The 22,181-nt window shown below is 63.3% G+C and carries 20 protein-coding genes; 16 read left to right on the top strand and 4 right to left on the bottom strand.

The window, feature by feature from the left end; genetic code table 11:
• Window positions 1-95 precede the first annotated feature (95 nt).
• The 5 genes from E4487_RS18105 (at window position 96) to E4487_RS18085 (ending at window position 5,414) form a co-directional block, all read left to right on the top strand.
• Window positions 96-1,901, top strand: a complete 1,806-nt coding sequence (locus tag E4487_RS18105; RefSeq protein ID WP_244230073.1) for a phospholipase effector Tle1 domain-containing protein — start codon at window positions 96-98, stop codon at window positions 1,899-1,901.
• A 173-nt stretch (window positions 1,902-2,074) separates the two neighbouring features.
• On the top strand, window positions 2,075-2,854 hold the full coding sequence (locus E4487_RS18100) for a hypothetical protein (protein ID WP_134677927.1): 780 nt from the start codon (window positions 2,075-2,077) through the stop codon (window positions 2,852-2,854).
• Complete coding sequence (locus tag E4487_RS18095) at window positions 2,796-3,668, top strand: hypothetical protein (protein ID WP_134677926.1); 873 nt, start codon at window positions 2,796-2,798, stop codon at window positions 3,666-3,668. The genes E4487_RS18100 and E4487_RS18095 overlap by 59 nt, the downstream gene beginning before the upstream one ends.
• Window positions 3,611-4,456 (top strand): hypothetical protein, encoded by an 846-nt coding sequence (locus E4487_RS18090; protein ID WP_134677925.1) that lies wholly within the window; start codon window positions 3,611-3,613, stop codon window positions 4,454-4,456. Before E4487_RS18095 ends, E4487_RS18090 begins: the two co-directional genes overlap by 58 nt.
• The gene (locus tag E4487_RS18085; protein WP_134677924.1) at window positions 4,449-5,414 is read left to right on the top strand and encodes a tetratricopeptide repeat protein; all 966 of its coding nucleotides are present in this window, start codon (window positions 4,449-4,451) and stop codon (window positions 5,412-5,414) included. The genes E4487_RS18090 and E4487_RS18085 overlap by 8 nt, the downstream gene beginning before the upstream one ends.
• A 469-nt stretch (window positions 5,415-5,883) precedes the next feature.
• Here E4487_RS18085 and E4487_RS18080 read toward each other — a convergent pair whose 3' ends face one another.
• The gene (locus E4487_RS18080) at window positions 5,884-6,711 is read right to left on the bottom strand and encodes a nuclear transport factor 2 family protein (RefSeq protein WP_134677923.1); all 828 of its coding nucleotides are present in this window, start codon (window positions 6,709-6,711) and stop codon (window positions 5,884-5,886) included.
• Window positions 6,712-6,829: 118 nt separating this feature from the next.
• Between E4487_RS18080 and E4487_RS18075 the strand changes: the two genes are divergently transcribed.
• Window positions 6,830-7,057: a DUF2970 domain-containing protein gene (locus E4487_RS18075; RefSeq protein WP_134677922.1), complete on the top strand. Its 228-nt coding sequence runs from the start codon at window positions 6,830-6,832 to the stop codon at window positions 7,055-7,057.
• On the opposite strand, the gene E4487_RS18070 is transcribed toward E4487_RS18075, so the two are convergent.
• Window positions 7,058-8,104, bottom strand: coding sequence for an ABC transporter substrate-binding protein (locus E4487_RS18070; RefSeq protein WP_244230075.1), 1,047 nt, complete (start codon window positions 8,102-8,104; stop codon window positions 7,058-7,060). It abuts the gene before it with no gap.
• A 448-nt stretch (window positions 8,105-8,552) separates the two neighbouring features.
• Between E4487_RS18070 and E4487_RS18065 the strand changes: the two genes are divergently transcribed.
• From E4487_RS18065 to E4487_RS18055, 3 genes are all read left to right on the top strand, one after another.
• Entirely contained in the window at window positions 8,553-10,211 is a 1,659-nt protein-coding gene (locus E4487_RS18065; protein WP_134677921.1) for a nitrite/sulfite reductase, read from the top strand.
• Window positions 10,195-10,692, top strand: a complete 498-nt coding sequence (locus E4487_RS18060) for a DUF934 domain-containing protein (RefSeq protein ID WP_175254013.1) — start codon at window positions 10,195-10,197, stop codon at window positions 10,690-10,692. Before E4487_RS18065 ends, E4487_RS18060 begins: the two co-directional genes overlap by 17 nt.
• A 133-nt stretch (window positions 10,693-10,825) precedes the next feature.
• Window positions 10,826-11,227, top strand: a complete 402-nt coding sequence (locus E4487_RS18055) for a transcriptional regulator (protein ID WP_175254012.1) — start codon at window positions 10,826-10,828, stop codon at window positions 11,225-11,227.
• Window positions 11,228-11,320: 93 nt separating this feature from the next.
• On the opposite strand, the gene E4487_RS18050 is transcribed toward E4487_RS18055, so the two are convergent.
• Window positions 11,321-13,000 (bottom strand): DEAD/DEAH box helicase, encoded by a 1,680-nt coding sequence (locus E4487_RS18050; protein ID WP_037047565.1) that lies wholly within the window; start codon window positions 12,998-13,000, stop codon window positions 11,321-11,323.
• A 289-nt stretch (window positions 13,001-13,289) separates the two neighbouring features.
• A complete protein-coding gene (locus E4487_RS18045) occupies window positions 13,290-14,069 on the bottom strand; it encodes a spermidine synthase (protein WP_150609719.1) in 780 nt (259 codons plus the stop codon).
• Between the two features lie 136 nt (window positions 14,070-14,205).
• Here E4487_RS18045 and E4487_RS18040 point away from each other — a divergent pair, with 136 nt between their 5' ends.
• The 7 genes from E4487_RS18040 (at window position 14,206) to E4487_RS18010 (ending at window position 22,139) form a co-directional block, all read left to right on the top strand.
• Window positions 14,206-15,534 (top strand): NAD(P)/FAD-dependent oxidoreductase, encoded by a 1,329-nt coding sequence (locus E4487_RS18040; protein WP_175254011.1) that lies wholly within the window; start codon window positions 14,206-14,208, stop codon window positions 15,532-15,534.
• Window positions 15,531-16,469: a bile acid:sodium symporter family protein gene (locus E4487_RS18035; protein WP_134677917.1), complete on the top strand. Its 939-nt coding sequence runs from the start codon at window positions 15,531-15,533 to the stop codon at window positions 16,467-16,469. Before E4487_RS18040 ends, E4487_RS18035 begins: the two co-directional genes overlap by 4 nt.
• On the top strand, window positions 16,469-17,251 hold the full coding sequence (locus E4487_RS18030) for an SDR family NAD(P)-dependent oxidoreductase (RefSeq protein WP_175254010.1): 783 nt from the start codon (window positions 16,469-16,471) through the stop codon (window positions 17,249-17,251). Before E4487_RS18035 ends, E4487_RS18030 begins: the two co-directional genes overlap by 1 nt.
• Entirely contained in the window at window positions 17,251-17,991 is a 741-nt protein-coding gene (locus E4487_RS18025; protein ID WP_175254023.1) for a sulfite exporter TauE/SafE family protein, read from the top strand. Before E4487_RS18030 ends, E4487_RS18025 begins: the two co-directional genes overlap by 1 nt.
• Window positions 17,988-19,781 (top strand): amidohydrolase family protein, encoded by a 1,794-nt coding sequence (locus E4487_RS18020; RefSeq protein ID WP_150609725.1) that lies wholly within the window; start codon window positions 17,988-17,990, stop codon window positions 19,779-19,781. Before E4487_RS18025 ends, E4487_RS18020 begins: the two co-directional genes overlap by 4 nt.
• A gap of 84 nt (window positions 19,782-19,865) precedes the next feature.
• The gene (locus E4487_RS18015) at window positions 19,866-21,212 is read left to right on the top strand and encodes a class II 3-deoxy-7-phosphoheptulonate synthase (protein WP_175254009.1); all 1,347 of its coding nucleotides are present in this window, start codon (window positions 19,866-19,868) and stop codon (window positions 21,210-21,212) included.
• A 171-nt stretch (window positions 21,213-21,383) separates the two neighbouring features.
• Window positions 21,384-22,139 (top strand): M48 family metallopeptidase, encoded by a 756-nt coding sequence (locus tag E4487_RS18010; RefSeq protein ID WP_037047580.1) that lies wholly within the window; start codon window positions 21,384-21,386, stop codon window positions 22,137-22,139.
• Window positions 22,140-22,181: the final 42 nt, after the last annotated feature.

Below are 22,181 nucleotides of genomic sequence, written 5' to 3'. Positions count from 1 at the left end.
TTCTTTCCCGGTGATCAGATTCGTCTGTTCTGGAGCCCCAATCTGGACAGCCCTTATGAAAATCTCAAGGAAGCCCCCAAGGAAGGTAGTACGCCATGAGCAACACCATTGCCGAACAAGCTGCGGCCATGTCAGCACGCTGCAACCCTGCGCAACGCAGCTCGCATATCGCACCCTGTGAACACACCTTGAGAGTCGGTTTTTTCTTCGACGGTTTCGGGCGGCACCGCATCAAGGATATGCAAACGGGGCGGGTCAGCAATATTGGCAAGCTGTTTCTTGCTCACCCGGATAGGCAAGAAGATGGGGCCCAATTTAGCTATAGGGCCTTCTACGCATCGGGCCTGGGCGAGGACTTTTCCGCCGACCTGAACCTGTCAGCGACGAGTGCCCTGACCAGCTTCGAGTCGACGGCCAGCGATATACCGGCCGGTGTGGTCGAGGATCAAGCCATCGAAGCGGCCAAGGACGTCCTCGATGCCAGACGCAACTGGTGGGAACGCATCAGCCGAGACCTCAAGGCCTTGCTGCAAAAGCCCGTCAAGGCGGGGAAATTGCTCAAGGGGGCTTTAATCGATGCCAGCGTCGAGCTATTGGCTCCTGTGCGTGATAACCCCTTCGTCGCCGAGTTATTGAAGACCGGTGCTGATACGCGTATCGAGGGCGCTATTGATTTCCTCAGTGACGAAATACGCAAGATCGAGGCACAAACCGGTCGCCCCCTTCTCAAACGGATCGAATTGACCGTCTATGGCTTCGATTACGGCGCCACGTTGGCACGCGCCTTCCTGCATGAGCTGCTAAGCCGTGAGCCGCAGCCTGGCGACGGCACTTACAGCTATCAGGGCAAGACGCTGACTATCCTCTTTGCTGGGTTGTTCGATGGCGTCGACCGCAGCCATGTCGACCTTCCTTACCTGCCCTTGCCCGTACGCACCGTGCTGGACGATGGCGGCCCCTTGCCCGAGCACGTCAAGCAGGCGTTGCATCTGGTGGCGGCCCATGAACGTCGCTTCTACCGCCGTGCTCGCCTGCTTGGCAGCAGCAAGGCCAACTGGCGAGAGAAATGGATGCCCGGCGTAAGTGAGGATATCGGCGGCAGCCTGCTTGCCGGGGAGCAGAAGCCCAGTGCCGAACTGGCGCTGGTGAGCCTGCATGAGATGTATCGCGCCGCGCGCAGGGCGGGGGCGCCATTTCCTGCACTCGATGAGCTGCCAACGATAGATCGAAAGCTGGCCTCTCTCTTTATCTTCAACGATCACTTCGAGCAGGCCAGCGCCAAAGGACTGAGCCGCCATTACGAGCGCGAGGCGCAAGCCAGCATCGCCGAGTTGAAGGGCGTCCAGCCCTTCTATGCCGTCGCCCCCATGCGCCCGCAGGAGTTGCTCTTCGCCGCTCATATGCGCCTGTACATCCGCTGGCTGGCCGCGCTGTGGAGGCCCTACCAGGAACGCCTGCGACAACTGGCAGAAGAGGAGGACCACCTGCATGCCAGCGAGCTCGGCAGCATGAGCGGCATGCTCGGCATCTCCCGCGAGAGTGCAGCGCAACGTGATGACCGTACACAGCGCCTGCAAGCCATCACCGACGAGCGCGCCAAGCTACGGGATGACTTCGGCTGGCTGGAAGAGGTCGACGAAGAGGCCAATGACATGCGCCTGGCACTAAGAAATCCCACGCAGGAGTGGCGGGCAGCGGGCACGCGGGAGCAAGCCGATATCTGGCTGGTATTACTGTCGGAATGGTTCAACAAGAACCCCAGGGAAGTCAGTGAGCACATGCACCGCCTCTTTGGGCACTTCGTCCATGACCGCCTCGTTTTCAGCACTGTGCAGCGCTCGGCACAGCAATTTCAGGGGCAGCGCTTCTTTGCGTTGCGTGGGTTCGATGTGGCTTCGTGATCGCGACGGCTCGCCGCCCTAGGTTGCTGGCCTAGGCGGCGAGGATATGGGGTAGAACCACTGCGGCCTTCGCTGACCTCGCCAAACTTACGGTCGAAATGAATAAAGAAGATGCCTACTGGAGCGGCAACCACTGGGCGCGCCTGGGTCACGACGGTGCCGTACTTGGCCTGATGGCCTCCCAGACCGGTTTGGGTGGCTACGCCACCTATATGGCCCTGACCAATCGCTGGACAATTGGCGAGGCAATCAAATGGTTCAGCCTGCGTATCGTGCCGGTGAACTGGTTGATCCTGATCGTCGAAGCCTTGTACCTGGCCTGGAACTACTTCAAGGACAGCGAGCTGCAGCAGTTCCTCGAACAATGCTGCTGGGGCAATGCGCGGCGCTGGGATGACAGCACCGAACAGGCCAGCGCCGAGCTGCAAACCCTGATCGATCTGCTGTTCAAGCCCCGGCTGCAAGCCACAGGGCTCATGACCAGCCGCCACTCGGGCGGCAGCGACCACAGTATCGTCATCGGCAGCAAAACCGACAGTCTGCAACTCTACCTGCCCGGCGCCGACCCAAGCCGCACCCAGCTACACCTGCGTCTGGCGGCTATCAACGCCGCTGGCACGCCTACTGACTGCACTCGCCAATGGCTGGCCGCTGTGCAAAGTCAGTGGCTGCCCATCCACCAGGGCATGGGCCTGTGCCTGAGCGGCAAGCTGCCGGCACAGCCGGAGGGGGGCCACTGGCAGTTGCAGGTGATCTACCACAGCCCCCTGGCCATGCTGACCGGCACCCTCAGCCCCCACCAACTGGTGGTCGGTGGCAATCAGGGCATGCGCTATCAGCCTCCAGGATCTGGCCAAACAGAAAGCCAGCGGAATCCCCGAGATACTCAAAGAAATGAAGGCGTTACCGAAATCCCTGGCCAAGCAAGCCGACGAGGATCGCGCCTTCAGTGATTGGTTGAAGCTAGAGGGAGCACATCCAATCAAGGAGAAGGGACCCTGGTTCGATGAGGACGGTCTGTTTCTGCCAGATGAGTTTTTCGCGGTTCTGAAGAGCAAAGGGCTCGAGGTCGAGAGCCTGAAAACAGAGGACAAAAGGCAGCGCTGGGGGGCGACCCTTAAGGCGATGATCTTCGAAGATCGGCAGCTGCGGAATCTCATGCTGTTCGACAACAGCCCGCAAGCTCAACTTGTACGCTGCCTGTTGCCCGCCGGAAGCAATATGCAAACGGAGCTCAAGGTTGAAGGACCGCAATGGCACAAGGGGCCCCAGGCCTTTCAAGCCAAGGCCCATCTAGATGTTGCCGCGTGGCGTGGCGAGGTCAGCTTGTTTCAGTTCGAGCTGCCGGATCGGAGCAAGGCCAAACCCATAGCGCCTAGCTATAAGGCCTACGACGGTAGCACCCGTACGTTCGACTTCGGCAAGCTGTCGCTTTGCCTGAGCGCCAAGGCCTGGGGCTTTGCCGGAGCCAGTCTGCTGCTTGCCCGCGACCTGACCTTAGATCAGAAAACGGGTTTCACCAGTATCGCCGGGTATGACAGTGCCACGAAGACGGGCGATTTGGCCAAGTTCGATCGTTCATCGGTGCCCAAGCAGGGTGCAAACTCACTGGCCAGCTCGATTGGTGCCCGCCGCCCAGTACGCTGCCTCCAGCCCCGGTGCCCAACCGCATCCCCATCAATGGCTGGAGAACCCTGGCCAAGTTGGATATGGAACTGGTGGCCGCCGTGGGTGGGGGCGTGTCGGGTAAGGTGCGGTTGCAACTGAACAAGGGGCGTTTCCTTCTGTCCATCCAGGGCTCCTTGGTCTGGGGAGCCGGCTTCAAGGGCTACATGACCTTCGAAGTGGGCTACGAGAGTGTGGTCGCCTTGTTGGAGCTGATACGCAAGGAGCTTCTGGCCAACAATAACGAAGATCCTGCATGGATCGACGGAGAAGCCATGGCCTACGTGAGGATGCTCTCTTTATTCGGTGCCCTTGCCATGGATGTGCCCTTCATCTATGCGCGTCGCTACGCCTTTGCCAAGGAGCTGTATGACAAGCTGACTGATGGTGGGCGAGGTGCAGGGATTGCAAATACGCTTGTGATGGATAAGAACCAGGAAGTGATGCGCAACTGGGTTATCAATCTTCAGCCCAATGCATTTGGGCCTCTACTGATGGCGTTGAGTAGCGCCCCTGGTTTCTTATCTGACAAAGAGCACCTGTTACAGCAGCAAGCCATCGAGCGTTGCTTGGGCTGGATAGAGCCGCAACCGGATGCTGCTCAACGTTTCGAGGATGCAGTGATCCGCATGAACCGTGATGGGGCAAGGCCACCTAATGCCGGGCAAGCATACTGCGAAAATCGACTACGACTGGATTCGTTTATGAGTGAAAAAGTATCGGGGCTGGTAGGTGCCAACAACCAGATGCGCGCGAGGTATCTTCAGCGTGTTGAGAGGCTTGGAGGTCGGTTGTTTGGCTATTGCGAATATCGTACCGAGCCTTTCGGTCCAGCTTTGGGTGGGGCTGAAACGATAAAAATTTCTTACAAGGGGCCAACCATTGATTAAGTGTTTTGCGGTCGGAGTGATTCTTTGGCTAGCGTCTAGTACGGTATTTGCACAACTTACTCCTGAGCAAACTGCTGCGAGAACTAAGGGGCTTGCTCTTTATCAGCAAAGCGATTGGTATGATTCACAACCTTTGTTGAAAATTGCTGCCGAGGCTGGAGATAGTACTGCACAGTACTATTTAGGAGAGGCGATTCGTCTCAGCAAACGCTATACAACCCCAGAGGCACGCAGATGGTACGAGGCGTCAGCTAAGCAGGGGGATCTTTTTGCCATGCTCCGCCTAGGGGATAGCGGTGATCTCTGCCATACCTTCGGTACTTGTGTGGAGGGTGGTCTTGCGTGGCGTGATAAAGCACTGAGTCTTGCCTATGAACGAGCCGAAAAGGGCGATACCGAAGCCATGCGTGTTTTGTACCACGCAGAAGAAGGCTTGGCATGGCTGGAGAAAGCTGCAGATGCAGGGGATACCGATGCACAGCAACTTTTGGGCAGCTTCTATAAAGCAGGAGGAGGTTGGTTCCTAACGACCGGTAATCGTAATAAGGCCGTCGAAAGGTACTTCAGGGCTTCCGCTGAGGGCGGTAACCCTGTGGGAATGATGCTCTATGCTAACTACCTATTCGAGAATGACGGGAGCAAGAAGGAAATACGTCATTGGGTAAAGACGGCTGCTGAAGCGGGCTATATCGATGCAGTCAGTACATACGCATCTAACATCGCACACTTCCCAAATGACTTGGACTTTCCAGAAAATTTAGTTGCAGGTTATGGCTTGACCTATTTGTTATCTCAGCTTCAAGGTGGAGGAGTTGCACCTGAGGATGGACGAAGAAATCTTCCGGAGCTGGCTAAAAGGATGACGCTAGCGCAAATTAAAGAGGCAGAGGTGTTCGCAGAAGAATGGACGAAGGCCCATCCGCCTCTTTCCTACTTTGTTCCTGTGTATGGGCATTAGCGTTGGCAACGACACGGGGGGCTCTGTCTAATTTTCTTTGCCACGCATGTCGTCTGCGGTGGCGCTCTTGTACAGCCATGCTTGAGCAAGAATTCGCCAGGGCTCAAGGGTTAGAACTCTATAATCAGCAGATGGGAGTTTCTGCGGTTGATCCCTTGCATATTGCGGCGGAGGCAGGTGATAAAACAGCGCAGTACTGCTTGGGGAAAACACTCCGTTTGAACAATATATTCATGCCCCCCGAAGCGTAAAAATCGTGCGCGGCGACAGTTAAGCAAGGGGGCTTTTCGTCATGCTCTACCTATAGAATAAGGTGACACGGAAACATCCGTGTTTTGCACCTCACCGAAAAAAGCTTGGCATGGCTGGAGAAGGCTGCGAAACATTGGATACCGATGCACACTACCTATTCGAGAACGACGGAAGCCAAAAGGAAATCAGCAACCGCCTCTCGCCCTACTCACCGCGCCTAGCTTGAACCGGCGGATTGCACTGCAGCATCATCCAGACGGCTTCGCAGATAGGCTTTCGGCGACAGCCCGGTATGCCGCTTGAAGCAGGTGTAGAACGCCGACAGCGAGTTGAAGCCCGCCGCAAAGGCCAGTTCGTCGATGCGTTTGAGGTCGCTGCCGGTCTGCAACCCGTCGAGCAGGTATTGCAGGCGGGCGCGGTTGACGTAGCGGTAGAAGCTTTCGCCGAGCACCTGGTTGAGCAAATGGGAAATCTGGTTGCGGCTATAGCCGGTGGCGGCCGCCACCTGTTGCAGGTCCAGCTCGGGGTCGAGAAACGGCTGGCTGCTCTGGAAGTACTCCTGCAGGTCCTGCGCCAGTTGCCCGAGCTGACGAGTCGACAGGCCCAGGCGACTGATCGCGGGCCGTGAAGCACCACCCTCACCCGCCCCGCGCGCCTCACGCACCAGGGTCGCGTATTCGTTGATGCGCCAGATCAGGCCGTCGCGCACGGTAATGGCCTCGCCCGTGCGGAATGACACCAGCCCTTCCCCACCCTGCAAGCTGGTGCAGTACTGAATGAACGCGGTATGGCCGTCGATACGGATGCGATCGACATGCTCCAGCAGCTCGCCCGGACGGCGCGGCAGGTTGTTTTCCACGTATTCACGCAGGTCCGCCAGGCGCATGCAGCGCTGCTGATAGAAGTCGTTGTATTCGATGTCCGGGTGGTACAGGGCCATCACCGCCTCGAGGTCACGGTGCTTCCAGCTCAGGTGGTAGCGCAGGATGGTCTCGCGGGTGCGCTCGGTCTGCGCGGCATCGTCGGGGAAGAGGTTCTCGGGCATGGTCGGTATCGGTTATCGGCGCCCTGTCAGATTGCCTGATTCGCTCGAGTCAGCCTAGGCCGGTGTGCCGATTCGCCAGCAGCGGACTATGCTTGCTGCAGCGACGGAGAGGCTGACCATGAACGATCAGGAGAAAGACCCCGAACAGGCACCGCTGACGTTTCGGGAAATGTTGCAGAGCGTGCTGGCTGCCGCGCTCGGCGTGCAGAGCGGCAAGAACCGCAGCCGCGACTTCAGCCGTGGCAAGCCCGGCCACTTCATCATGCTGGGCGTGCTGTTCACCGTGCTGTTCGTCGTCATCCTGCTGGCGACAGTGAAGCTGATCCTGCACCTGGCAGTCGGCTGATCAGTCCAGCAGGCGGGCAACCGAACAGTCGTAGCGCTGCTGTTTCGGCTGCAGCTCGCTGCTGAAGCGCCGGAAATCCATGCCGATCTCGGCGCGAGACAGGCGCTCGAGCAGCGTCCGCGCCTGCGCCCGGTCGATCAGCCGCAGCAGATGCGCCACCTGGTCCTTGCCACCACGCTCGATGAAGTCGAAGCCCCTGGCGTGATCGTTGAGCATCACCAGCGCGCAGGCGCCAAGAAGAAAGTGCCCTGCCGCCAGCACCTCGATCCGACCATCGATGCGCGCCTGCAGCGCCCGCTCGGAGTTGTTCAGGGCGGCATAGCGCAGTGCCCTGCCTAGCTCTCCGGCTGCGCGCATGACGCCGAAGGCCATTTCATCGTTGGCGGCCCAGATCAGGCTCACGTCAGGATAACGAGGCAGCAGGCTGGCCGCCTGCTCGTAGGCGCGCTGCTGTTGCCATTCACCATGTACGGCCTGCACCAGGCGCACGTGCGGCGCCTCGGCCAGTGCGCGATGCAGCCCGGCCAGGCGCAACTCGGAAGACGGCGTCTGCTTGACCCCGGAAAAGGCCAGCAACTCGGCCGGCCGCCCCTCGCTCAGGGCGATCAGCTCCCGCCCCATCAGGTAACCCGCTTCCTCGTCATTGGGCACCAGGCTCCCCAGCCAGTTGCCGTGGCGCTCGCGGCTGCCGCCGACCAGCGCCTGCTGCTCCGGAGTCAGGGTGCTGTGCAGGGCGAACAGCTGGATATCGCTGCCTTCGAGCAGGCGCAACAGCGCGGGGGCCTGGAACTGTTCGTTGGTGAAGATCAGGTAATCGGGGTGATCCCCCCGCAGGACTTCATGAGCGTTGCCCAGCATGCGCGCCGGGTCGCGCTCACCGTAGAGCACTCTCAGCTCGAGGCCGAGGTCGTGCGCAGCATCCTGCATGTAGCGGGAATACTCGCGCCAGAACGGCTCATCGGAATGCCCCGGATTGAGGAACACGACGGAGGGCGCTCGCACCTGCGCCAGCGCCTGCACGCCGCACAGCACCAGCCATAGCCCCATCATCCACTTGATCACAGCGCGTCTCCGGAAAAACATCGGGGCGCAGTATAGGGCTCCAGTGGCAAAAGGCCGACCGCTGATGCGTGTCGGCCCCGATCCTTACTGTCCGCTGACCCAGAAGATCGCTGTACCGACCGCGATCAGGATCAGGCTGAAGATTGCCCAGGCATCGATGACGCTGTCGGCATTCTCGACTTCGCTGTGCTCGCTCATGGCTCCCCCTCTTCTTGTGCTTGTGGGTACCGCACAGTGCATTTAAGACCAGCCTTGCGGTTCGCTCAAACCTTCTGGTTATGCTCTGGGCTCGTCTTATTCCTTAAAGTCAGGTTTATATATTCAAACATCACTTTTACGCATAAACCTGAGCTGGTATCGTGCCCCGGCTCCTCGGGGAGTGCGCGGCCGTGCGCGCTGATTGGCAGTAAGTAGCCTGAAAACAGGACCCTTCATGTACGTATATGACCAGTACGATCAACAGATCGTCGAGGATCGCGTCAAGCAGTTCCGCGATCAAACCCGCCGCTACCTCGCCGGAGAGCTGAGCGGCGAGGAATTCCGCCCGCTGCGCCTGCAGAATGGCCTGTATATCCAGCGTTTCGCGCCCATGCTGCGTGTCGCGGTGCCTTACGGCCTGCTGTCGTCTGCCCAGGTTCGCGTACTGGCGCGCATCGCCCGCGACTACGACAAGGGTTACGCGCACATCAGTACCCGGCAGAACGTGCAGTACAACTGGCCGGAGCTGGAAGACGTACCGGAGATCCTTGCCGAGCTGGCCACCGTGCAGATGCACGCGATCCAGACCAGCGGCAACTGCATCCGCAACACCACCACCGACCAGTTCGCCGGCGTGGCCAAGGATGAAGTGGTCGATCCGCGCCCCTGGTGCGAGATCATCCGTCAGTGGTCGACCTTCCACCCCGAGTTCAGCCACCTGCCGCGCAAGTTCAAGATCGCCGTCAACGGTGCCGTCAGCGACCGCGCGGCCATCGAAGTGCACGACATCGGCCTGGAAGCGGTGAGGAACGACGACGGCGAGCTGGGCTTCCGTGTATCCGTCGGCGGCGGCCTGGGCCGTACCCCGATCGTCGGCAGCTTCATCAACGAGTTCCTGCCGTGGCAACACCTGATTTCCTATCTCGATGCCATCCTGCGCGTGTACAACCGCTATGGCCGTCGTGACAACAAGTACAAGGCGCGCATCAAGATCCTGGTCAAGGCGCTGACCCCCGAAGTCTTCGCCGAGCGCGTCGACGCCGAGTGGGCGCACCTGAAGGATGGCCCGATGACGCTGACCGACGCCGAAGTCGCACGCGTTGCCGCGCACTTCGTCGACCCGGCCTATCAGGCCCTGCAGGACGAAGACGCCCTGCTCGCCCAGCAAGATGCCGAACACCCCGGTTTCGCCCGCTGGCGCCAGCGCAACACCTTCGCCCACAAGAAGCCGGGCTACGTGGCCGTGACCCTGTCGCTCAAGCCCACCGGCGTGGCGCCGGGCGACGTCACCGACAAGCAGCTCGACGCCATCGCCGACCTGGCCGATCGCTACTGCTTCGGTGAAGTGCGCAACAGCCACAACCAGAACATCATCCTCGCCGACGTCGAACAGCGTCAGCTGTTCACCCTGTGGGGCGAGCTGCGCGAACAGGGTTTCGCCACGCCGAACGTGGGCCTGCTGACCGACATCATCTGCTGCCCCGGCGGCGATTTCTGCTCGCTGGCCAACGCCAAGTCGATCCCGGTGGCCGAAGCCATCCAGCGTCGCTTCGACGATCTCGACTACCTGTTCGACATCGGCGATATCGACCTGAACATCTCCGGTTGCATGAACGCCTGTGGTCACCACCATGTCGGCCATATCGGCATTCTCGGCGTGGACAAGAAAGGCCAGGAGTTCTACCAAGTGTCGCTCGGCGGCAACGCCGGCCGTGATGCCAGCCTGGCGCAGATTCTCGGCCCGTCCTTCGCCCAGGACGACATGCCGGACGTGGTCGACAAGATCATCAAGGTCTACGTCGAGCAACGCACCGAAGAAGAAAGCTTCCTCGATACCTACCGCCGCATCGGTATCGACCCGTTCAAGGAGCGCGTCTATGCAGCGAATCATTAAGAACGACCAGGTCATCGACGAGACCTGGCACCTGCTGGCCAAGGACGTGACCCTGGACGCCATCCCCAATTGCGACGACGTCATCGTGCCGCTGGCGCTGTGGGTCGAGCATGGTCATGCGCTGAAAGCCCGCGATGGCGGCCTGGGCGTGTGGCTGGAGGCCGGCGAGGAAATCGAAGAGATCGCCGACGACCTGGTGCACTTCCAGGTCATCGCCCTGAACTTCCCCGCCTTCACCGACGGCCGCCACTCCTCCACCGCATACCTGCTGCGCACCCGCTATGGCTACAAGGGTGAGGTGCGTGCCATCGGCGACATCCTCCGCGACCAGCTGTTCGCCCTGCGCCGCGTCGGCTTCGATGCCTTCGCCCTGCGTGCCGACAAGGACCCGGTCGATGCGCTGAAAGCCTTCGAGGACTACAGCGAGGTCTATCAGGCCTCGGCCGACCAGCCGCAACCGCTGTTCCGCCGCCGCGCCTGAGCGCACCGACGAGAAACGCCCCGACTGGTTCGGGGCGTTTTCGTTTCCGGGCTACCGCCCGTGCAATCCATTCGAACCGTCACCTCCCCGTGCAGTCGGACTCATTGAGCCCATCGCTTGAGGAGACACTGCCATGACGCACAATTGGGATCTGGTCGAACGCCTGCTGCATGAGACGCAGAACTGCGCCGGCAAACCCTTCGCCCCGCGCCAATACGCGCAAGACCTGGCCGATGAGCAGGGCCTGGCGGCAACAGCCGACCTCGACCACCTGCGCGCCCAGGCGACCCGCTACGAAGCGCGCCTGCTGGAAAACGGCTTCATCGAGCCACGCCCGGAGAGCGAAGGCGGCAATGGCGAGAACTTTGTCCTGACCGGGCGCGGCACGCAGCTGCTGAGCATGCTCGACAGCAGCATTCCCGGCAGCGAGCATCCGCGAGAAGTACTCGACGAAGCTGGCGAAGCCGCCTTCACCCCCGAGGTCTTCGAGCGCCTCGCCACCAAGGCCACACGCGGCGAAACCGCCCGCCGCTAGGACGACCCGAGGTACACAAACGAAAACGCCGCATCCCGGAATGGGATGCGGCGTTTCATGGCGCTCGAAACCGGGCTGAAAACCCGTCCCGAATCAGTCCTCGCGGTAGCGACGCAGCTTCAGCGCCTTGCCGGCCACGCGGGTGTCCTTGAGCTTGCCGAGCAGGCGATCCAGGCCCTCTTCCGGCAGTTCGACCAGGCTGAAGGTTTCGCGGATCTGGATACGACCGATGGCTTCACGGGCCAGGCCGCCCTCGTTGAGGATCGCGCCCAGCAGGTTCTTGGCGGCGATGCCGTCACGGTTGCCCAGCGCGGTGCGGCAACGCACGCGACCCTCGGCCAGCGGCATCGGCGCACGACGCTCGCGGTATTCGCCACGCTCGCCACCGCGATCGGTATCGCGCTCGCGGCGTTCGCGCGGCGCGCCCACGCCCGGCACCAGCGGCTGTTCACGTTCGACACTGGCCAGATCCAGCGCCTGGCCATTGGTGGCCTTCTTCAGCAGTGCGGCCGCCAGGGCACGCGGGCTGCAGCCGATATCGGCGGTCAGGCGGTCGAGCAGATCGCCATGGCTGGCCTCGGCATCGGCAACCAGCGGAGCCAGGCTGGCGGTCAGCTTCTTGATGCGGGCATCGAGCACCTGCTGCGGGTTGGGCAGCTTGACCTCGCCGACCTTCTGCCCGGTGACACGCTCGATCACCTGCAGCATGCGGCGCTCACGCGGCGTGACCAGCAGCAGTGCACGACCATCGCGACCAGCACGGCCGGTACGGCCGATGCGGTGCACGTAGGATTCCGGGTCGTACGGCATGTCGACGTTGAACACGTGGGTGATGCGCGGTACGTCGATACCACGCGCCGCCACGTCGGTGGCGACGACGATGTCCAGGCGGCCGTCCTTGAGCGAGTCGATCACGCGCTCACGCTGTGCCTGGGCGATATCGCCGTTCAATGCGGCAGCCTTGAAACCCTTGGCTTCCAGCGCGGCAGCCAGGTCCAGGGTGGCCTGCTTGGTACGCACGAAGGCGATCAGCGCGTCGAATTCTTCGACTTCCAGCAGGCGCAGCACGGCGTTGGTCTTCTGATCGGCGTGGATCATCAGGTGCGCCTGCTCGATACGCGAGACGGTCTGGGTCTTGGCCGCGATCTTGATGTGCTGCGGCTCGCGCAGGTGCTTCTCGGCAATGGCGCGGATCGAGTGCGGCAGCGTGGCGGAGAACAGCACGCTCTGGCGGCTTTCCGGCATGGCTTCGAAGATGATTTCCAGATCGTCCATGAAGCCCAGCTTGAGCATCTCGTCGGCTTCGTCGAGGACCAGGTGCTGAATGGTGGACAGCACTTTCTCGTCACGACGCAGGTGGTCGACCAGACGGCCCGGGGTGGCGACGATGACCTGCGCGCCCTGGCGAATGGCCTTGAGCTGCGGGCCCATCGGTGCGCCACCGTAGACGGCGACGACGTTCACGCCCGGCATCTGCTTGGAGTAGGTTTCGAAGGCGGTGGCCACCTGCAGGGCCAGCTCGCGGGTCGGCGCCAGGATCAGGACCTGCGGCTCACGCTTGGCCGGGTCGATCTTGGACAGCAGCGGCAGCGCGAATGCGGCCGTCTTGCCGGTACCGGTCTGCGCCTGGCCGATCATGTCGTGGCCCGCAAGGATCACCGGAATGGCCTGCGCCTGGATCGGCGAAGGCTCTTCGTAACCGACGGCGGTCAGAGCGGCGAGAATATGGGGATGAAGTCCGAGCGCGGCGAAGCCGCCGGTTTCCTGGGTCATGGGTCTGCCTCAAGTGCATCCGCAAAGACCCATGTTCCAAAGCTGCGCATGCCGTGCAAGACCTTGTGGGTCACCCTGGCAGCCTGGTTCGGCGGGGATTTGCGAAAACGTGATGAAAGTGAATCGTCAAGGATAGTCCGCAGCGGGACTGGCTGCCGGAGTCGAGCCCCGGGCGAATTGCACTACCTGAACGTGGCCGGAAATTTGGCCGGCGCGCACTATACCGGAAAATCCTGACCCGGGTGCTGGTTTTTGCGCTTTCTCGGGCAGCGAGCCGCTCAACGGTGCATCAGGTAGCCGGGCGCATCGCCTCGATCAGCGGTTGCAGCGAATAGCCCAGGCGCGGCGCCAGCTCACCGGCCCGCGCCTGCAAGCGCCCCATGTTCAGGCGTTGGTCGAGGTCGGCCGGGATCAGCAGCACCACGTTGCCCTCCTTCACCGGGCATTCCCAGTAGTGCCGATGGTAGAGGCCGCGCAACAGCGCCGCCCCCAGGGGCTTGCCGTCGTTGCTGGCCCACTGGTTGATGATCAACCAGCCGCCGGGGTTGAGCTTGGCCTGGCACTGTTCGAGAAACCGCCAGGCCAGATGCCCGACGCCAGGCCCCTGGTCGGTATAGAGGTCGAGGAAGATCAGGTCAGCGCTTTCCGCACTGTCGAGCAGGTCGGTGGCGTCGCCGATGCGAATGGTCAGGCGCGGGTCGTCGTCCAGGCCGAGGAACTCCATGGCCAGGCGCGGCACGTCGGGGCGCAGTTCGATGGCCTCGACATCCTCCAGCGGCAGGAACTTCAGGCACGCCTGGGTCAGGTTGCCGGCGCCCAGGCCGAGAAACAGCGCGGTCTCCGGCGCGTCGTGGCAAAGCGCGCCAAGCAGCATGGCGCGGGTGTAGTCGTACTCCAGCCAGCTGGGATCACCGACGAATACGCAGCTCTGCTCGATCGCGTCGCCAAACTCGAGAAAACGGTAGGCGCCAATCTGCACCACGCGAATCACCCCGAAGGCGTCACGCACCTCGGTCAGCAGCACCTCGTCCTGCAACTGCAATTCTTCGCTCGGCGGCAATCCTGGCATGGTTCCCTCTCCAACAGTGACATCCCGTACCACAAGAGGCGGGCTAACGGCGCCAATTGTCATTGAAGCAGCCGCCCCAGGTCACGCGATAATTCCGCCACTTGCGCTGCTACTCATAACAATAACGAGGTTCGCCATGTACGCCATCATAGGCGCCGGCCCCATGGGCCTGTGCACGGCCCGGCATCTGAAGAAACAGGGTATCGACTTCGTCGGCTTCGAGCTGCACAGCGACGTCGGCGGTCTGTGGGACATCGACAATCCGCACAGCACCATGTACCACTCGGCCCACCTGATCTCTTCCAAGGGCACCACCGAGTTCAGCGAATTCCCCATGCGCGCCAATGTTGCGCCCTATCCGCATCACAGTGAGATGCGCCGCTATTTCCGCGACTACGCCGGACACTTCCGCCTCTACGAGCACTACCAGTTCGATACCCGCGTGGTGAAGCTGGAGCGCCTCGCACAGGGCTGGCGACTGACCAGCGAGCGTGACGGCGAACAGCGCGAATGGCACTTCGAGGGCGTGCTGATCGCCAACGGCACCCTGCACACCCCCAACCTGGCGCAACTGCCCGGTGACTTCCAGGGTGAGCTGCTGCACTCGAGCGCCTACAAGCGTGCCGATATCTTCGCCGACAAGCGCGTGCTGGTGCTCGGCTGCGGCAACTCGGCCTGCGACATCGCCGTGGACGCCGTGCACCGTGCCGCCTCGGTGGACCTGTCGGTACGCCGCGGCTACTACTTCCTGCCCAAGTTCATCCTCGGCAAGCCCACCGACACCTTCGGCGGCGCGATCAGGCTGCCGCGCCGCCTCAAGCAGACGATCGACGGCCTGCTGGTGCGCGCCCTGGTGGGCAAACCCTCGCAGTACGGCCTGCCAGATCCCGACTACCGCCTGTACGAATCGCACCCGGTGATGAACTCGCTGGTGCTGCACCATATCGGCCATGGTGACATCCGCCCCCGTGGCGACATCCGCGCAGTGAGCGGCCACTGCGTGACCTTCGCCAACGGCGAGCAGGCGGAGTACGACCTGATCCTGATGGCCACCGGCTACCGGCTGGACTACCCCTTCATCGCCCGCAGCGAATTGAACTGGCCGGAGGATGCCGGCGCGCCACAGCTGTACCTCAACGTCTTTCACCCCGAACACGACGACCTGTTCATGCTCGGCATGGTCGAAGCCTCCGGCCTGGGCTGGCAGGGGCGCGACGAGCAGGCCGAGCTGGTCGCCCTGTACATCCGCCAGCTGCAGGCCGGCAGCCCTGCAGCGCAGGCCCTGCGCCAGACCATCCGCGCCCAGGCCGGCCAACGCCTGGACGGCGGCTACCAGTACCTGCAACTGGAACGCATGGCCTACTACGTGCACAAGGACAGCTATCGTAGACGCATCGCCGAACACAGCGCGGCGCTGCGCCGCGAACTGGCCGGCGACGTCACACCCGCGACACAGGGGGCATGAACGTGGAGCAGGTCAATATCGCTTTCGACCCCAGCAGCCTGGTGCTGATCAACCTGATCGTCGCGCTGATGATGTTCGGCGTCTCGCTCGACCTGCGCGCCGAGGACTTCCGGCGCATTGCCCGAGCCCCCAGGGCGCCGGTGATCGGCCTGCTGGCGCAGTTCCTGTTGCTGCCGGCGCTGACCTGCCTGGCCTGCTGGGCATTGGCCATCCAGCCGGAGCTGGCCCTGGGCATGACGCTGATCGCGGCCTGCCCGGGCGGCAGCTTCTCCAACATCATGACCTGGATGGCCCGTGGCAACGTCGCGCTGTCGGTAAGCATGACCGCAGTGTCCAGCGTCGCGGCCAGCGTCCTGACGCCACTCAACTTCGCCTTCTACGCCTGGCTCAACCCGCACACGCGCCCGCTCCTGACGCAGATCGCCCTCGATCCGCTGAGCCTGCTCCTGCTCGTGCTGCTGGTACTGGGCGTGCCGCTGCTGGCGGGCATGTGGGTCGGCCGGCGTTTCCCGCAACTGACACTGAAGGTGGAGAAGCCGCTGCGACTGATCGCCCTGCTGGTGATGCTGGCGTTCGTGGCACTGGCCTTCAGCCGCAACCTGCAGCAGTTCACGCAACACTTCCACCTGTTCTTCTGGCTGGTGGTGGCACACAACGCGCTGGCGCTGGGCATCGGCTACCTGAGCGCGCGACTGAGCGGCCTGCCGCCCGCCGACCGACGCGCGTTGACTCTCGAAGTCGGCATCCAGAACTCGGCGTTGGGCCTGGTGATCATCTTCACCTTCTTCCCGCAAGCCGGCGGCATGCTGCTGATCGCCGCCTTCTGGGGTTGCTGGCACCTGATATCCGGCCTCGGCCTGGCCTGGCTCTGGTCACGCCACCCCCTCCAGCCCGACGCGCTGCTGACGCCGCTGGCCAACCTCGGAGAAAAATGATGCGAGTGATTCTGATCACCGGCGCCGCCAGCGGCCTCGGCTGGCAACTTGCGCGCGCCTGCCATGCCCGGGGCGACGCCTTGCTGCTGACCGATATCGACAGCCAGGGCCTCGCCGCGCGTGTCGACACGCTGGGCGCAGAGCGCGTCCTCGGCGTACCCGGCGACATCACCGATCCGGCGCTGCATCAGCACCTACTGGAGACCTGCCGCCAACGTTTCGGGCGCCTGGATGCGCTGCTCAACAATGCCGGCATCACCCACCGCTCACCCACGGTGCGTACCACGCCGGCGGTGTTTCGCAAGGTCATGGCCGTGGATTATCACGCACCGCTGGAACTGACCCTGGCCGCCCTGCCCCTGCTGCGTGAAAGCCGTGGCCAGGTCGCGGCCATCGGTTCCATGGCCGGCTGGATGCCGGTGCTGGGGCGCGCAGGCTACTGTGCAGCGAAAAGCGCGCTGAGCCAGGCCTTCGAGGTATTGCGCGCCGAGATCGGCCTTGACGGCATCGGCCTGCTGCTGGTCTACCCGAGCTTTCTCGATACCCCCATCGATCGCAATGCGCTGGGTGCAGATGGCCAGCCGGCTCACCACGCACGCTCGACCATCGGCAACGTGCGCAGCGCCGAGTGGATGGCCGAGGCGATCCTCGTTGCGCTCCACCAGCGCCGCGAACGCCTTTTCCCCGATCGCGGCAGCTGGCTGGCAAGCCTGCTCTGGCGGCTGGCTCCAGCGCTGTACTACCGGCAGATGAGCCGGCGCTTCGCCGGAGAACTGAGGTGATCACAGCGGCCCCCTATGCAATCGGCGCCTTCATCCTGCTGGCCTACACCCTGGAGGCGATCACCGGCTTCGGCAGCGTGGTCATTGCCCTCTCGCTGGGCGCCCTGCTGCTGCCCATCGAACAGTTGCTGCCGATCCTGGTACCGCTGAACGTCTGCATGACCGGCTACCTGGTGCAGCGCCATCGGCGCCTGATCGACCGGCGCCTGCTGCTTGGCAACATCCTGCCAGGCATGCTCGCCGGCACGTTGCTCGGCTACTGCCTGCTGCCCTATCTGAACGCCCAGCTGTTGAAGACCGCGTTTGGCGCGCTGATCCTCTGCTTCGCCGGACGCGAGCTATGGCGCCTGCGCCGGACATACAGGCAGACGCAGCGCCCGACCTGGGCCACCCGCCTCATCACCCTGTGCGCCGGCGTCAGCCACGGCCTGTTCGCGTCCGGCGGCCCGCTGCTGGTCTACGGCCTGGCCGGCACCGAGCTGGACAAGGCGCGCCTGCGCGCCACGCTGATCAGCGTCTGGTTCACCCTCAACAGCCTGCTCACCCTGGCCTTTCTCTGCGACGGCCGCCTGTTGCCGGCGCTGCCACAGGTGCTGAGCTACGCCCCGCTGCTGCCTCTCGGCGTGTGGCTCGGCGAGCAGCTGCACCGACGCGTCGATGAGCGGCACTTCCGCATCGCCATCCACTTCCTGCTACTGGTCACCGGCCTCTTGCTGCTGGCGCCCTGGAGACTGCCATGAGCTACGACATCATCATCAAGAACGGCCTGTATTTCGACGGCAGCGGTGCCCCCGGCGCACTGCGCCATATCGGCATCAGGGACGGCAAGATCGACGTGCTCGCCCTCAGCCCGCTGGACGAAGACGGTTGCGGCGAAGTGATAGACGCCGAGGGCCACTGGGTCACCCCGGGCTTTCTGGAGATCCACTCGCACTACGATGCCGAAGTCATCGCGGCGCCGGCGCTGAAGGAGTCGGTGCGCCATGGCGTCACCAGCGTGACCATTGGCTCCTGCTCCATCAGCATGGTGCTGGCGGAAGCCGAGGACTGCTCCGACCTGTTCACCCGTGTCGAGGCGGTCCCGCGCGAGTACGTGCTGCCGATCCTGCAGGAGAAGAAGACCTGGCGAGACGCCAGGGGCTATCGCGCCTTTTACGATCAGTTGCCACTGGGGCCGAACGTCAACTCCTTCCTCGGTCACTCCGAGCTGCGCGTGGCGGTGATGGGCCTGCAACGCGCCACTCGCCGGGTGAAGCCGAGCGAAGCCGAACTCGCACGCATGGAACAGCTGCTGGAGGAGGCGCTGGATGCCGGCTGCATCGGACTGTCGGTGATGACCACCCGCCTGGACAAGATGGACGGCGACCGCGCCTGGTCCAGCCCACTACCGTCCACCTTCGCCAGCTGGAAGGAATTCTCGCGCCTGTTCGCCGTGCTGCGGCGGCGCGGCGCGGTGCTGCAGGGAGCGCCGAACGCGGTGACCAAGGTCAACGTCTTCGCCTTTCTGTGGCAGGCCCACGGCTGGTTCAGAAAACCGCTGAAATGCACCATGCTCACCGCCCTCGATCTCAAGTCGCAGCCGCTGCTGCACCGTTTCACGCGGCTGTCCGGCTGGCTGGCGAACAGGGTCCTGCGCGGCCACTTCCGTTGGCAGACGCTGCCGGCCCCCTTCACCCTGCGCCTCGAGGGGCTCAACGTGAACGCCTTCGAAGAGTTCGGCGCCGGCGAAGTGCTGCGCGACATCAAGGACCCGGACGAACTCTATGCCAAGGTCCGGGAGCCGGCGTTCCGTGCGCTGTTCAAGAAGCAGGTCAAGGCGGTGCTGACCAAGGGGCTGTGGCACCGCGACTTCTCCGACTGCTGGGTGAGCGAATGCCCGGACGCCAGCCTGGTGGGCAAGAACTTCAGGCAACTGGGCCAGGCTCGCGGTCTGGACGCGGTGGACGCCTATTTCGAGCTGGCCTGCCAGTACCGCGAAGCGCTGAAGTGGACAACCTGCTACGGCAACCAGCGCGAAGCGATCATGCGCCAGCTGCTGGCCAGTCCCTGGACCCACCCCGGCTTCGCCGACTCCGGCGCGCACCTGCGCTCCATCGCCCAGTACAACTTCCCGCTGCGCTTTCTCAAGTACGTGCGTGACGCCGAACTGGCGGGCGAGCCCTTCATGCCACTGGGCCAGGCGGTGCGCCGCTGCAGCGCCGAGCTGGCCGACTTCATCGGCGTCGATGCCGGCTACCTGCGTGTCGGTGATCGCGCCGACCTGGTGCTGATCAATCCGCAGGGACTCGACGACAGCCTCGATGCGCTGCACGAGGCGCCCATGGAGGTGCTGGGCCTGCAGCGCGTGGTCAAGCGCAACGACGCCGCCGTCGAGCTGACCCTGATCAACGGGCGGATCGCCTATCGCCGTGGCCTGGAGTACCCACAGGACCTGGGCACGGCGCGGCACTATGGACGCTTCCTGCCGGGGCGCGAGGTGCTGCCACGAACGTCGCCAGCGCGCGACCTGCAGCCCGCCACGGCGTCATGAGCCGTGGCGCCGTCGATACACGTACGGGCAGCAGGGCTTATCGGTTACCATGCGCCTCCGCCCGATCAACGTTAGAGATGTCGCATGCCGCACGCCTGGAGCCCCGAAAGCTGGAGGGCCAAGCCCATCCAGCAGCAGCCTGAATACCCTGACGCCAGCCACCTCGCCCGTGTCGAACAGACTCTGGCAGGTTACCCGCCGCTGGTCTTCGCGGGCGAAGCGCGCGAGCTGCGCCGCCAGTTCGCCGAGGTGACCCAGGGGCGTGCCTTCCTGCTGCAGGGTGGCGACTGCGCCGAAAGCTTCGCCGAATTCTCTGCGGCGAAGATTCGCGACACCTTCAAGGTGCTGTTGCAGATGGCCATCGTCATGACCTTCGCCGCCGGCTGCCCAGTGGTCAAGGTCGGGCGCATGGCGGGTCAGTTCGCCAAGCCGCGTTCTGCCGGCAGCGAAACCATCGACGGCGTGACCCTGCCGGCCTACCGTGGCGACATCGTCAACGGCATCGGTTTCGATGCGACAAGCCGCGTTCCCGACCCGGAGCGCCTGCTGCAGGCCTACCACCAGGCCACCGCCAGCCTCAACCTGCTGCGCGCCTTCGCCCAGGGCGGCTTTGCCGACCTGCACCAGGTGCACCAGTGGAACCTCGACTTCATCGCCAACTCGGCGCTGTCGGAGAAGTACCACCAGCTCGCCGGGCGTATCGATGAAACCCTGTCGTTCATGCGCGCCGTGGGCATGGACAGCGCACCGCAACTGCGCGAGACCAGCTTCTTCACCGCCCACGAAGCGCTGCTGCTGAACTACGAGCAGGCCTTCGTGCGCAAGGACAGCCTGACCGGCCGCTGGTACGACTGCTCCGCACACATGCTGTGGATCGGCGATCGCACCCGCCAGCTCGATGGCGCCCACGTCGAGTTCATGCGCGGCATCGAGAACCCCATCGGGGTCAAGGTCGGTCCGAGCATGGACCCGGATGAACTGATCCACCTGATCGACACCCTCAACCCGGAGAACGATCCGGGCCGCCTCAACCTGATCGTGCGCATGGGCGCGGACAAGGTCGAAGCCCACTTCCCGCGCCTGCTGCGCAAGGTGCAGAGCGAAGGCCGCCAGGTGCTGTGGAGCTCCGACCCGATGCATGGCAACACCATCAAGGCCAGCAGCGGCTACAAGACGCGTGACTTCGCGCAGATTCTGGCCGAGGTGCGGCAGTTCTTCGCCGTGCATCAGGCCGAAGGCACTCACGCCGGCGGCATCCACATCGAAATGACCGGGCAGAACGTCACCGAATGCATCGGCGGCTCGCGACCGATCACCGAGGACGGCCTGTCCGATCGCTACCACACGCACTGCGACCCACGCATGAATGCCGACCAGTCGCTGGAGCTGGCGTTCATGATCGCGGAAACCCTCAAGCAGGTACGCCGCTGAAGCCAAGCGCCCTGGCTAGTAGCCACTGGCCAGGGCGCGAACCGGCTCGCACTTCTTCTGTGCGTTATGCGGCATAATGCCGACCCCAACGCGAGCACCGGACGGTGCCGAGCTGCTATGCCCTGCCGGGAAGGACTCGCGGCCATCACTACCCAACAAGGACGATGCTCCATGCAACTTCGTACCACGCTTTCCGCTTTTGCCCTGTCCAGCGCCGTTCTGCTGAGCGGCTGCCAGAACATGTCCCCCGACGCCATGCTGCAGTCCGGCCTGATGGCCGTACAGGCTGCGACCCTGAGCGATGCCGAGGTCAAAAGCATGTCCGACCAGGCCTGCGCGGAAATGGACGCCAACGCCAACATCGCCGGCCCCGAAACCTCATACGGCAAGCGCCTGAACAAGATCGCCGCCAACCTCGGCAACCAGGTCAACGGCACGCCGGTCAACTACAAGGTCTACCTCGATGAAGAGGTCAACGCCTGGGCCATGGCCAACGGTTGCGTGCGCGTGTACAGCGGCCTGATGGACGCGATGAACGACAACGAAGTCGAAGGCGTGCTGGGCCACGAGATGGGCCACGTGGCCCTGGGCCACACCAAGAAGGCCATGCAGACCGCCTACGCCACCTCCGCAGCGCGCAACGCCGCCGCCTCCTCGGGCAACACCACGCTCGCCGCGCTGTCGTCCTCCGAGCTGGGCGCGCTGGGTGAGCAACTGGTCAACGCCCAGTTCTCGCAAAGCCAGGAAACCGCAGCCGACAACTTCTCCTTCGACTTCCTGACCGAGCGCAACATCCCGCGCGAAGGCCTGGTCACCGCGTTCGAGAAGCTGGCCAAGCTGAGCGGCGGCGAAAGCAGCATGTTCTCCTCGCACCCGGGTTCCACCGAGCGCGCCAACAACATGCGCAACCGTCTGGCCGCCAAGTAATCACGGCACTCGAGGGCGGCTTCCTGCCGCCCCCGACACCTC

The organism is Pseudomonas sp. BMW13 (assembly GCF_013357275.1).
Lineage (GTDB): Bacteria > Pseudomonadota > Gammaproteobacteria > Pseudomonadales > Pseudomonadaceae > Aquipseudomonas > Aquipseudomonas khazarica.
Note: the sequence above shows the minus strand (reverse complement) of the source record. Positions and strands in the feature narration are given on the sequence as shown.

What these genes read in the sequence shown, in the direction of transcription:
- E4487_RS18105 (WP_244230073.1), top strand. Translation starts at nt 96, where the DNA reads ATGAGCAACACCATTGCCGAACAAGCTGCGGCCATGTCAGCACGCTGC.
- E4487_RS18100 (WP_134677927.1), top strand. Translation starts at nt 2,075, where the DNA reads ATGGCCTCCCAGACCGGTTTGGGTGGCTACGCCACCTATATGGCCCTG.
- E4487_RS18095 (WP_134677926.1), top strand. Translation starts at nt 2,796, where the DNA reads ATGAAGGCGTTACCGAAATCCCTGGCCAAGCAAGCCGACGAGGATCGC.
- E4487_RS18090 (WP_134677925.1), top strand. Translation starts at nt 3,611, where the DNA reads ATGGAACTGGTGGCCGCCGTGGGTGGGGGCGTGTCGGGTAAGGTGCGG.
- E4487_RS18080 (WP_134677923.1), bottom strand. Translation starts at nt 6,711, where the DNA reads ATGCCCGAGAACCTCTTCCCCGACGATGCCGCGCAGACCGAGCGCACC.
- E4487_RS18075 (WP_134677922.1), top strand. Translation starts at nt 6,830, where the DNA reads ATGAACGATCAGGAGAAAGACCCCGAACAGGCACCGCTGACGTTTCGG.
- E4487_RS18070 (WP_244230075.1), bottom strand. Translation starts at nt 8,104, where the DNA reads ATGGGGCTATGGCTGGTGCTGTGCGGCGTGCAGGCGCTGGCGCAGGTG.
- E4487_RS18065 (WP_134677921.1), top strand. Translation starts at nt 8,553, where the DNA reads ATGTACGTATATGACCAGTACGATCAACAGATCGTCGAGGATCGCGTC.
- E4487_RS18060 (WP_175254013.1), top strand. Translation starts at nt 10,195, where the DNA reads ATGCAGCGAATCATTAAGAACGACCAGGTCATCGACGAGACCTGGCAC.
- E4487_RS18055 (WP_175254012.1), top strand. Translation starts at nt 10,826, where the DNA reads ATGACGCACAATTGGGATCTGGTCGAACGCCTGCTGCATGAGACGCAG.
- E4487_RS18050 (WP_037047565.1), bottom strand. Translation starts at nt 13,000, where the DNA reads ATGACCCAGGAAACCGGCGGCTTCGCCGCGCTCGGACTTCATCCCCAT.
- E4487_RS18045 (WP_150609719.1), bottom strand. Translation starts at nt 14,069, where the DNA reads ATGCCAGGATTGCCGCCGAGCGAAGAATTGCAGTTGCAGGACGAGGTG.
- E4487_RS18040 (WP_175254011.1), top strand. Translation starts at nt 14,206, where the DNA reads ATGTACGCCATCATAGGCGCCGGCCCCATGGGCCTGTGCACGGCCCGG.
- E4487_RS18035 (WP_134677917.1), top strand. Translation starts at nt 15,531, where the DNA reads ATGAACGTGGAGCAGGTCAATATCGCTTTCGACCCCAGCAGCCTGGTG.
- E4487_RS18030 (WP_175254010.1), top strand. Translation starts at nt 16,469, where the DNA reads ATGCGAGTGATTCTGATCACCGGCGCCGCCAGCGGCCTCGGCTGGCAA.
- E4487_RS18020 (WP_150609725.1), top strand. Translation starts at nt 17,988, where the DNA reads ATGAGCTACGACATCATCATCAAGAACGGCCTGTATTTCGACGGCAGC.
- E4487_RS18015 (WP_175254009.1), top strand. Translation starts at nt 19,866, where the DNA reads ATGCCGCACGCCTGGAGCCCCGAAAGCTGGAGGGCCAAGCCCATCCAG.
- E4487_RS18010 (WP_037047580.1), top strand. Translation starts at nt 21,384, where the DNA reads ATGCAACTTCGTACCACGCTTTCCGCTTTTGCCCTGTCCAGCGCCGTT.